The 11,993-nt window shown below is 35.6% G+C and carries 11 protein-coding genes; 1 reads left to right on the forward strand and 10 read right to left on the reverse strand.

Going from position 1 to position 11,993, the window contains the following annotated elements:
• Positions 1-12: 12 nt before the first annotated feature.
• From tilS to pth, 7 genes are all read right to left on the reverse strand, one after another.
• Complete coding sequence (gene tilS, locus OL234_RS10070) at positions 13-1,431, reverse strand: tRNA lysidine(34) synthetase TilS (protein WP_275469067.1); 1,419 nt, start codon at positions 1,429-1,431, stop codon at positions 13-15.
• Positions 1,432-1,510: 79 nt separating this feature from the next.
• Positions 1,511-1,951, reverse strand: coding sequence for a S1 domain-containing RNA-binding protein (locus OL234_RS10075; RefSeq protein ID WP_275469068.1), 441 nt, complete (start codon positions 1,949-1,951; stop codon positions 1,511-1,513).
• A 63-nt stretch (positions 1,952-2,014) separates the two neighbouring features.
• Positions 2,015-2,467 (reverse strand): FtsB family cell division protein, encoded by a 453-nt coding sequence (locus OL234_RS10080; RefSeq protein ID WP_275469069.1) that lies wholly within the window; start codon positions 2,465-2,467, stop codon positions 2,015-2,017.
• A 63-nt stretch (positions 2,468-2,530) separates the two neighbouring features.
• Complete coding sequence (locus tag OL234_RS10085; RefSeq protein ID WP_275469070.1) at positions 2,531-2,806, reverse strand: RNA-binding S4 domain-containing protein; 276 nt, start codon at positions 2,804-2,806, stop codon at positions 2,531-2,533.
• A 29-nt stretch (positions 2,807-2,835) separates the two neighbouring features.
• Positions 2,836-4,437, reverse strand: coding sequence for a putative polysaccharide biosynthesis protein (locus OL234_RS10090; protein ID WP_275469071.1), 1,602 nt, complete (start codon positions 4,435-4,437; stop codon positions 2,836-2,838).
• A 28-nt stretch (positions 4,438-4,465) separates the two neighbouring features.
• Positions 4,466-8,011, reverse strand: a complete 3,546-nt coding sequence (mfd, locus tag OL234_RS10095) for a transcription-repair coupling factor (protein ID WP_275469072.1) — start codon at positions 8,009-8,011, stop codon at positions 4,466-4,468.
• Between the two features lie 26 nt (positions 8,012-8,037).
• The gene (gene pth, locus OL234_RS10100) at positions 8,038-8,604 is read right to left on the reverse strand and encodes an aminoacyl-tRNA hydrolase (protein WP_275469073.1); all 567 of its coding nucleotides are present in this window, start codon (positions 8,602-8,604) and stop codon (positions 8,038-8,040) included.
• Between the two features lie 311 nt (positions 8,605-8,915).
• On the opposite strand from pth, the gene OL234_RS10105 reads away from it, so the two are divergent.
• Positions 8,916-10,301, forward strand: coding sequence for a L,D-transpeptidase family protein (locus OL234_RS10105; protein ID WP_275469074.1), 1,386 nt, complete (start codon positions 8,916-8,918; stop codon positions 10,299-10,301).
• Positions 10,302-10,340: 39 nt separating this feature from the next.
• On the opposite strand, the gene OL234_RS10110 is transcribed toward OL234_RS10105, so the two are convergent.
• The 3 genes from OL234_RS10110 to OL234_RS10120 are packed head-to-tail and all read right to left on the reverse strand — an operon-like array spanning position 10,341 to position 11,872.
• Positions 10,341-10,865 (reverse strand): transcription repressor NadR, encoded by a 525-nt coding sequence (locus tag OL234_RS10110; protein WP_275469075.1) that lies wholly within the window; start codon positions 10,863-10,865, stop codon positions 10,341-10,343.
• Between the two features lie 15 nt (positions 10,866-10,880).
• The gene (locus OL234_RS10115; protein ID WP_275469076.1) at positions 10,881-11,153 is read right to left on the reverse strand and encodes a chorismate mutase; all 273 of its coding nucleotides are present in this window, start codon (positions 11,151-11,153) and stop codon (positions 10,881-10,883) included.
• A complete protein-coding gene (locus tag OL234_RS10120) occupies positions 11,147-11,872 on the reverse strand; it encodes an NAD-dependent protein deacylase (RefSeq protein ID WP_275469077.1) in 726 nt (241 codons plus the stop codon). Before OL234_RS10120 ends, OL234_RS10115 begins: the two co-directional genes overlap by 7 nt.
• Positions 11,873-11,993: the final 121 nt, after the last annotated feature.

Below are 11,993 nucleotides of genomic sequence, written 5' to 3' on the forward strand. Positions count from 1 at the left end.
ATCTCCTTCCGACTATGACTCACCTTTCAAATAGATAAGCCTGTAATGTATTTTATCAGTTTCTGTAATAATACTCAAATAACTTTTCTTAATTGGAATAATCCCAGATATTTCTTGTTGAGCATCTCTGACCACCCAAATTTTTTCCCTATCCTCTTTCGGAACTTTTTGATCAATTAAGACACGCTTAATTTTTTTTCTTTGTCCCTGCGCATTGTATATCATTTTATCACCTGGCTGGCGTCTAGTGATCATTAATGGATACTTTTGAGAATCAGAACTAACTGCCAACTCCCATCGTTGCCATCCCTGACATTTTTCTGGAAAAATGACTGTTTCTCCTGCACTAACAAGAGTCACCCATTCTTTATCAGATAAAAATAAATTCTCTCCCACTGATAATTGATAGGGTTCACTTACTCTTTCATTTGAATCACTAGTATCAGAAGCAATCATTAGAAAGGCAGAAGCATATCGTTTTTTAAACACCCAACCCGCAGATAACTGAATAACCCCCTGCCCTTTTTGAGCAGTTAATAAGGACAACACAGCACTTAGCTGACGCTCATTAATTGATACCCCTTTTTCTACTAAAGCTTGTTGCATAATTTCTACCAAAATAAAATAACGTACAGCTTCTGATTCTCTTAATAATTTAGTGACATCCAACTGCCAACACGTTACTTTTTTAGAAATTACAATATCAGCCAGTAATGGCTCTATGACTGACTCGATGACTTCATTGGCATACCCTATTTGACGTGAGAAATTTTGGATATGCTCTAATAAGTTAGGATTTTCTTGCTTTAAGTTCGGGATAACCTGCAGCCTATAGCGGTTTCTTGTATAAGTGGTTATTTGATTCGTTTGATCCTCTCTATAAGGGATATTTTGAGCTTTTGCAAATTCATAAATCATCTCCTTTGAGAAAATAAGCAAAGGACGACATACGGTTAACCCATTGGCACGATGTGTTACCGTCTGGATACCTCCCAAGTTTCTAAACTGGCTCCCTTTTACCAAGCGCATTAAAATCGTTTCAGCTTGATCGTCACCATGATGAGCTGTTACGACATAATCACAGTTCTGTTCCTTGGCTATCTTTGCAAAAAATGCATAGCGCATATCACGAGCTGCTGCCTCTAAATTATTAAGGGGATGATGGCATTCTAACCACTCTTTACAGTGGCAGATAACTCCCAACTGATGGCAATATTCTTTAACAAATTTTTCTTCCTCATTCGACTCTTGACGTAGATGATGATTGACATGCACTACCTCTATATTCGGTCTACACTCATCTGGTAGCCCTGTAAATAATGCTAGTAATACCATTGAATCTACACCACCAGAAACAGCTAATAATATTTTTTTTTGATGAATCTGTTCATCTATCCTCGTAATTAACTGTTTAAATGGTTCTATCAGCAACCTATTCGCCTCCAAACTTATGCCTTTCTTTAAAAATAAAAAAGGATAAGTTTCCTTATCCTTTTGACTCTATTTAAACTTAGTTGCGTCGTCCGCCACGGCCGCCGCGTTTACCTTCTGTGTTACGTTTTAACGAAGTTAAACGGTCATCGCTATCCTTTAAGAATGAATTCATTAACGAATCAAAATCGTTCTTTTTAGGAGCTGCTTGGACAACTGGTTTTTTATATTCTTTGCGTTGAGGACGATTAAATTCTTTTTTAGGCGCTCTCTCAGGTACTTCTTCAGAAGATGCTCGACGGATTGATAAACCAATCTTTCCATCATCTCCTACTGACATAACTTTTACTTCTACTGTTTCTCCGACTTTTAAAACATCATTAATATCTTTGATAAAGTTGTTAGATACCTCACTAATGTGAACCAAACCTGTTTTTCCTTCACCTAAATCAATAAATGCTCCAAAATTTGTAATACCTGATATCTTACCAGAAATTTTTGTCCCTACTTCGATTGACATAAAAAAGTTGTTCCTCCTTAATATTTTAAAATCATTTTATAATCGTTTAATAATTCCCAAAAACTATTCATTTTTACCGCTCTTATCAATCTGATTTAGCTGGTGATTTTGCGGTTTTTCTTTAATTTGAGGGAGACTATAAACTAATTCATCCTCTTTAGTATAAAAATACTTTTGACGAGCGACTTTTAATAAATAATCCTCATCTTCCAATAGCTTCACATCATATTTTAAAGACGAAAGCTGTTGCTTTAAATTCGCATCCTCCTGCTTAGCCGCTACCTTCTCTTGCTTTAAATCACTGATATGTAGGTAACTTCTAATTATGTTGAAACCACTGGCTAAAAAAACAACTGTAATCACTGTAAAAAGAGCTGCCAAACGGCGACGCTTAAAAATCAATTCTTTTTTTTCACGATTATATTTCTTTAATTGTTCTTCTGTGTAATGATTTCCAATTGAGGAGACCTTGGCTTCATTGGAATTAGTTTGGCGTTTTACATTTTTTTCGACCATCTCTAAAACCTCGTTCCATTGATTTTGTATCATAGATATTATAGCAATAAGGCAAGGTATTGTCTAATCTAATTTTGCTAATTCTGACTCTCTTTTTTCACTGATAATCTCGTACATTTTATCAGCATCTTCTTTTTTAGTAGAATCCTTCAACTGAAGTACTTTTATTTCTAGCGTTTTATTTCCAAAAAGAATTTTAATGATGTCCCCAACTTTTAAACTAGTTGATGATTTGGCTAACTGACCGTTAATTTGAATACGGCCTTTGTCTGCTACTTCTTTAGCTACTGTTCGACGTTTTATAATCCTTGAAACCTTTAAAAATTTATCTAAACGCATCTTAACTCCACCTCACTATTATTTTTACGCTATTTCAATCTCACTTTTTTCCCTATTTTTAATATTTTTTTTCCTAAGGGAATGCTTAACCACTCACGTACCGTAAACATTTTTTGTAATAAAATTACTGTTACAAACGTGAATCCACCCACCATAACACCAAATAATGCTAGGAATAACATAGTACCACGATGACATGTTTGAGCGAAGAACACACTAACAAGCAATCTATAGATCCCTAAACTCACTACCATCATACCCAAAGCATACCCCAATTGCCATATAAAGCGTATATTAATCATTGTTTTTTTTAACCAATTGGGACTTTTATATACCAACCATATCAAACAACTTAATAATCCTAATAAACTACTAACACTTGCACCGATTGTGCCAAAATAATAAGTTAAGTGATGACTAGTCAGGACTTTTACTAACATACCTACTAGTAAGCCAATCAAAGGGGAGCGATAGCTGTTGCAACTTTGATAGATTGTTTGGAAAACTAAAATTAATGACATCAAAAATACTGTCCCCATTAAGACAATCAATGCCTCTTCTTCCGCATTATCACCAAATAAACTAACGTTAATATACGGTAGCAACATCATCAAACCAATACTTGCTGCACTGGCTATAACAAACATTGTTCTGATAAAAATACCAACAGTCTTTTGATATAACACTTGCTTATTTTCTACTCTTAATTTAGTTAATTTTGGCATAAAAGCTGTCGAATAGGCTACCCCAATCACCATACCAACTTGAATTAAGGGTTGCCCACGGTCATAAGCCCCTTTGATAACTTTAGCATCTAAGTTAGTGAGACCCTGGGCTACCAATTGGTTTTTTATGACAAATGAGTCAACTAATTGAAATAAAACTAGTAAGGCACTATAACCACAAATCAAACCGCCTTCTACTATAAAACGTCGCCAATATATTCTGGTTCCTTGCCAATCAAGTGTATGAGAGAAAAGGGAACTACCCCAAATAGTTTCACCCGCTTGTTTTTTTAAAATGATTAATGCACCTAGTCCACCAATAAACGAACCAGACATTGCCAATGTCCCCATCTGATAAATTGATAGGGACCGTTTGGTAAAAATATAAGCTGCAACTAAGATGATCCCAACTCTCATGACTTGTTCAACAACTTGTGAATATGCCGTTGGTGTTAATAGTAGTTGCCCCTGATAATAACCTCGATAACTTGTTAAAAATGGTGTAAGTAAGAAAACAATCGCTACTATCCCAATGATTGGAGCTAATTCTGGATCTCCCATCCAATTTGCTATCACTTTCTTCCCTAAAAAAGTCAAAAGAAAAGCGACTAGCGATAACCAAAAATACAAAGGAAAAATCAAAGTAACTATCTCTCTTTTTTTCTTATCAGAGTCTTGTTCTGCTACTAATTTCGAAATAAAAACTGGTAAACCAGATAAAGCTAAGGTCATGGCAATTCCATAAATCGGATACACTTGCTGATAAACATAAAACCCCTCATCCCCTACCAAATTTTGGAAAGGAACTCGATAGACAGCACTTAAGATTTTCACTAGTAAGGAACTGATTGCTAATAAAGCTGCTCCTTGGGTCAATTGTTTATGCGTAGCTGTTTTTTTCAACATATCCCCAACCACCTTTATTACTCTTCATTTATTGACCCTCATCTGTTTGTTTAGCCTTTTTAGAGAGATACTTTTCTTGTCTCAATGCTGTCACAAATTGCGACAGTTCTAGCAACCAAACAGCTTCACTCATTCCTTTTGGTAAACTTAATTTTAGACACATCTTATCATCTTTAGTCCCAATGTCTGCCTTTAATTTGGTAGCTGTTAAAGCCTTTAAAAGCTGTTCAATAGTATAAGATTTTGTCCCAATAGGACTTAATAAGACTATTAATTGATTTTTTGATCGACTAATCCGTTCGATTAAAGCATAATCTCCATTCATTTTAATCAAGCCTATAGATAATAAATAGCCGACTTCATCTGGATAATTTCCAAAGCGATCAAATAAATCGTCTTCCAATTCTTCATACATTTCTTGATTTTCCAATTGGCGGACACGTTTATATATTTCGATTTTCTGACGCTCATCGCCTATATAATCTGAAGGAATATAGGCATCAATATCCACATCAATTTCCACAGACGTTTTATAATCATGCTCCGACTTACCTTGCTTACGAGCAACAGCTTCACTAAGCATTTGTGTATACATATCAAATCCAACTGAATCAATAAAGCCGTGTTGTTGCGCTCCCAGTAAATTCCCCGCACCTCTAATTGATAAGTCACGCATGGCAATTTTAAAGCCCGCCCCAAGTTCTGTAAAATCTTTTATCGCCTGTAACCTTTTTTCACTTACCTCATTCAAAACCTTGTCTGGTTCATACATAAAATAAGCAAAAGCTACCCGATTACTTCGTCCAACTCGTCCACGTAATTGATACAACGTTGATAGCCCCATATGATCCGCATTTTCTACAAATAAGGTATTAACATTTGCGATATCAACCCCTGTTTCAATAATCGTTGTAGTGACCAATACATCGAACTCATGATTAATAAATTCAAGTAAAACATTTTCTAACTGTACTTCTGTCATCTGACCATGAGCAAAAGCAATCCTAGCCTCTGGTAATAATTGGCGTAATTCATCTACTTTTTGGTCAATTGTATTAACACGATTATGTAAGTAAAATACTTGTCCGCCACGTGCTAGTTCACGTTCGACAGCATCCTTAATTGCGCCAGGATTTTGTTCCATCACATAGGTCTGTACTGGATAACGATTAGCTGGGGGAGTTTCTAAGACTGATAAATCTCGGACACCTAGCATCGACATGTGTAAGGTTCTCGGAATAGGCGTAGCTGTTAATGTCAGAACATCAACTTGAGAACGTAACTGTTTTAGGCGTTCTTTATGCTTCACGCCAAAACGTTGCTCCTCATCAACAATCAACAAGCCTAAATCTTGCATCTCCACATCTTTAGAAAGAATACGATGTGTGCCCACAACGATATCAATTTGTCCTTTAGCTAGTTCTTCCATAGTTTCTGTCTGCTGTTTTTTAGTTCTAAAACGACTTAATAAACCAATTCTTACTGGAAAATTAGTAAATCGTTCTAACATTGTCTCGTAATGTTGCTGTGCTAAGATAGTTGTTGGAACTAAAAATGCAACTTGCTTGCCGTCTTGTACTGCTTTAAAAGCAGCTCTCAAAGCAACTTCTGTCTTTCCAAAACCGACATCCCCTACTAATAAACGATCCATCGGACGTTCTTTTTCCATATCACGCTTAATTTCTTGAATGCTGCGTAGCTGATCTTCTGTTTCTGAATAAGGAAAGGCATCTTCAAACTCTTTTTGGTAACTATCATCAGGTGAAAAAGCATAACCTTTTTCCGCCTCTCTAGCAGCATAGAGTAAGATTAAATCATCGGCAATATCCTCAATTTTTGATGATACTTTTTTACGAGTCTTAGCCCACTCACTGCCACCAAGCTTATTGATTTTCGGAGCTTTCGACTCAGAAGCAACATATTTTTGAATTAAGTCTAATTGTGTCACAGGAATAAATAATTTATCATTATTTTGATATAAAATAGTCATATAATCTTGATGAACCCCATCCATTTGCAAGGTCTCCATCCCAATATACTGACCAATCCCGTGATTAATATGTACAACAAAATCACCTGGTTTTAGCTCATTGTAACTCTTTAAACGCTCTGCATTGGAAATTGTTTGCTTTCTAGCTCTTTTTTTAGTGACGGTCTGTAACATTTCTTTTTCTGTCACTACCACTAACTTTTCTTCTGGCAACTCAAACCCAGATTGTAAGTCCCCTATCATAATTTGAGTTGTCCCTTTTAATATAGTATCTGGTTGTGTCACAACAGCAGATAGGTCATGGTCAATAAATAACTCTTCGAGCTTACGACTCTTCTCTTCATCAGAAGCTAAAAAAATCACAGTATCGTTTCTTTTTTCCCAACGTGCCAACTCAACTTTTAAAACATCCACTTGGCCAAAAAATTGTTGCATGGCTCTAAATTGGAAGTGATGTAAAGCATGAAATTTTAAATGCCCCATCCCTTTTTGAAAAAGGGAAAAAAAGCTAACCGAACTTTTTACTGCTTTTAAGGTTTGCCGTAACTCAATGCCTAATTTTTGCTCTGGAAAAACTTTTAATTCAGCTAACTTTAGGGTCAGCCACTCGCCTTCCTCTACTAGCATCTCTTTTTCAGCATCTAATAATCTTGGGTAATCATCTATACAAATATCGTCTTCCTTTGTTAGATAATCCAAAATTGTATGCTTTTTTTTATATAAAATGTCTAAATAATAACGATCATATTCAGTTGTATGTCCTGAACGCCAGCTAGATAAAATCCCTCCAAAATGTTTCTCAAAAGTCTGTTTATCTGTTTCATTTTGCAAAGTTACAAGATGTTTCATAACGTGACCTTCTAAACGATCTGCCGCCTCTTTTAAAGATTCACCATTTAGAATAACATCAGTTGCCGGGCTAATTATCACTCGATTAATCGTTTCAATTGAACGTTGTGTATCGGCTTCAAAATAGCGGATAGAATCAATTTCATTATCAAAGAAATCTATTCTTACAGGATAATCAGTTGTTAGGGGATAAATATCTAAAATACTTCCTCTCACACTAAATTCACCTGGTTTGCCAACCATATCTTGACGTTGATATCCCATTAGGACTAATTCTTGAAGTAAACTATCTAACTCTACCTCAGTTTCAACCTTTAATTCTCTGACAAAGCCTTGCCACTCTCTCGGTGCTGGCACTATTTTACGTATACCTGAAAGAGGAACCACAATCACCCCGGGGCGCTTACTCGCTAGAAATGAAAGCGTCGCGACACGTTCGGCTAACGACTCAGGTGATGAATAAGACATTTCGATTGCTGTCATCTCTTCTACCGGAAATAAATGCAATTGTTCTTCTGGTATCACATTACGTAGATCATCTAGTAAATTACTTGCTTGGTATAAATTAGGTGTGACAATCACTGTTCTATTTTGCTTCGTTTGAAATAAGCTCGCCATGACTAGCATTTTGGCTGAACCTGTCAAACCTGTTACCAATTGTTGTTTAGCAGTCTCAGTTTGCCTTATCCACTCTACAACTGGTTGAGACTTAGAAATAATATCTACTATACTCATTACCTATCTTTCACCTTCACTTTACTTTACTTTGTATTATAACGATTCATTGTATCAACGAATGTATGGCCTTCTAACCAAAACATAATCGCATCTGCAGAACTCTTGACAGCTAAGAGCATCTCCTCATGAGTCTCTTTAGGAAATGTTCCCAAAACATGGGAGATAACATCTTGTCCTTTTTTAGGTCGATCAATCCCTATTTTTATCCGATTAAATTCTTTTGTTCCGAGATGTTGAATCAAACTTTTAATCCCATTGTGCCCACCAGCACTTCCTTTGGCACGCAAACGAATTTTGCCAACCGGCAAATCCAAATCATCATAAACCACTAAAATATCTTCTGGTTCAATATTATAATATGCCATCAATGGTCCTACCGAACGACCTGATTCATTCATAAAAGTTGTCGGTTTTACTAATAAAACTTTTTCAGAACCAACAAAAAACTCTGCAATATCAGCTTCACATTGTTGTTTATTAAAGGTTATATTTTCACGAACTGCTAATTCATCCACCGTAATAAACCCTATGTTATGTTTTGTTGCCATATATTTTTTTCCTGGATTTCCCAGACCAATTATTAATTTCATTACAATCAATTGCCTCTCTTCTATGCTCTTCTTTAACTCATCTTTTCAACACTATAAAACACAAAATAGCCGAGCAGGAGATAATCTCCTGCTCAGTTCACTCTATTATATCACACACTTAAAGGACTACGTAACTAAATTACTTTTCTAAAAACTATTCAGTCTAATTTCCTTTAGCGTACATATAAATCGAGTTATAATAGAACTAAAATAACGGTGTTAAGAAAATAATAGGTTTTTTTAACTTGGTCTTTATCTTTTAATTCTGTTACAATAAGTCTACGAAAAAAAACAAACAAAGGAGAGTTACTATGACAGCAAAAAAATGGACATACCTTGTTGCCGGCTTAGTATTAGTAGCTATAGGTAGTTTTTATTTATTAAAGGCTAACTTTTTCAAGCAACATTTTTTACCCAAAACTTCTGCCAATGGTGTCAATATTAGTAAAATGACGGTCAAGGAAGCTGAAAAAGCTCTCTCTGCCAAATACAGTGGTGATACTTTCGAAATAACAGATAATGGTGAAGTTTGGCGTGATATTCCTACAAAAGACTTAGGCATCGACCATGATTTTACTGATAAATTAACAGAGCATTTAAAAAAACAATCTGCCAATAATTGGCTAATTAAATCATTTTCAACTAAAAAATTAAAACTTAGCGAGTCCTCCCTAAACAAAGAAAATTTTGAACTCTTTAGTAAACAACTCAAAAAAGACTTAGCAAGTTTAAATAATACTAAAACACAATCCGTTAACGCTTATATCAAACAAGCCGATTCAGCTTTTGAAATCATTCCGGAAGTTGAGGGAGATACAATTAACACGGACAACGTCGTACACTCTCTGTCTGACTTCCTTACACAAGGAAAAACAGCGTTAGAATTGAATTCTTTTTTAGATAAACCAACTGTTAAAAAGGACGATCCTACGCTCCAAGACAAACTAAAAGAGATTACAAAAATCAGCGAACAACCTGTGACTTATCAAATAAACGGCAAAACAATTGAAGTCCCTCAAGATACTGTTGCTTCTTGGATTCAATTCGATCCAACTGAGCAAAACGTCACAATTAATACCGAGCTCGCTCAAACCTATATTAGTGAACTGGGTGATAAATATGATACCAGTGAGAATGAAACAACCTTTAAAAGTACTAAACACGGAAAAGTCTCTGTCCCAGCAGGTACTTATAGCTGGACAATTCAACCAACGGCTGAGGCAGAAGAACTAAAACTAGCCCTACTTGAAGGAAACGGTGTTGATCGTTCGCCAATTGCTATGGGAAGTGCTTCTATTGGCCAACCTCTAATTGGCGATACCTATGTAGAAATTGATTTAGACAATCAGCACATGTATTTCTATAAAGATGGAAAATTAGAACTAGATACTGATATTGTTTCGGGGAAACCAACCACAGTGACACCTAAAGGCGTGCACTATCTTTGGAAAAAAGAAAGAGATTCTGTCCTACGTGGAACAAATGATGATGGCTCAACTTATGCTGAACCAGTATCTTATTGGATGCCTATCGACTGGACTGGAGTAGGGATTCACGATTCTCCTTGGCAAGATAAATATGGCGGGAAGCGATGGAAAGAAGGCTTTGGTTCACATGGCTGTATTAATACGCCACCAGACATTGCTGCCAAATTATTTAATTCAATCGATGAAGGAACACCCGTTATTGTCTTTTAAAAAAACACCGTTGCTCCCATTAATGGGGGCAACGGTGTTTTAATTATCTTCATATAAAAAAGTTGCTTGCCTCATAGCCCTTTTTACTTCTAAAAAATGTGCCCCATCTCGGCATCTAATCGTATGTAGATGAACACCACCTGTCAAATCTGATAATAGTGTCACTTGATCATTTTCAGCTTTTGTCAAAAAATCAGACACATCTTGCTTAGATTTCAGGGATAAATTGCCAACAATCTCGCCATACAACTGATGTTCCACACTCACATCTTTAATTTCTACACCTAAATCTACCAACAAAAATAACTCTTCAGATGTCTCTTCTGGTAAATGCTTACAAACAATTTTATATTCCTTACCGATTTCTAAGTCATTTTGTATCAGTACATAACCTCGTGAAGTTGCTTGAATAGGGTGAGCTGCTGCTCTTAATAAGGCAATATCACCAACTACCACTTGTCTGCTGACACCAAATTCTTTAGCAAATACACTGGCACTCACCGGTTGGTCTATTCTTGTTAAGCACGATATGATTTTTTCACGTCGTTCATTTCCTTTAAGCATTTTTATTACACCTCTTTATTTTTTAGTTTTTGTCACTTTGGCTTGATATGCTTTTGATAAAATCATCATTTCTTGATACAACGCTAAAATAATTTCTTCATAATCCGGTTTTGATATATAACTTTTAATTTTACTAAAGACCTCTGCCTCACGTTTAGCATCATGCACTTCCAATTGATTACAAACCTTAACTTTGGCCACACGATTTACTACCGTCAAACGTTTTTCTAACAAAGAGACAATTTCTTGATCAATCTCATCAATTTCTCGTCTTTCTTGACTTAACATCTTCTCTCTCTCCTTTTTTCAACTTCCTCAAAGAACGACATAGCATCTTCTTGTACCATAATAAATGGCACTTCTAAATCTAAAACTTCTTGGTTAACTGCTATGACAGGACAATTAGCCTTTTTATATTGCAGTAACTGACAAAATGGTGATACCCTAAAACTTGTACCGACTATAACTAATAATTCAGCTTGGGAAACTCCGCTAATTGCAGCAGAAATAATATCATCACGTAGTCCTTCCTCATATAACACAATATCAGGTCGAAGCTGTCCGCCGCACTGATGATGTTTATCATTTTTCAAATAATCTTTAACAGCAACCTTTTTACCGCAAGACATACAGTAACACTTATATAAATTACCATGAAAAGAAACTACATTTTGACTACCCGTTAACAAATGTAACTGATCAATATTTTGTGTGATAATTTGAACGTCTTTTGATTTTTCTAACTTTTTCATACCACAATGAATACGATTTGGTCTCGCAGTAGGATGATATAACTGACGGACAAACTGATAAAATTTTGTTGGTTCGACTTCGAGGCAGGTCCGACTTAATAAATATTCAGGCTGATTCATCCCTTGATAGACGCCTGCTAAAGAACGATAATCAGGAATACCTGAGGGGACAGAGATACCCGCACCTGTTAAAAAGGTGATTTTTTGTGCGCTATCAATTAACTCAAGTGCTTCGATTCGTTTATTTTTTTTCACATTCTCACCTCTTTATACAATTATAACGAAAGACTAGTCATTGGCAAAGTCTTTATAGACCTGAAAGAAATTTAAATCAACGAAAAGAGTTTGTGATAAATTGTGCTAAATTTGTTTTTTT

It is taken from the genome of Vagococcus intermedius, assembly GCF_029144185.1.
Classification (GTDB): Bacteria; Bacillota; Bacilli; order Lactobacillales; family Vagococcaceae; genus Vagococcus_D; species Vagococcus_D intermedius.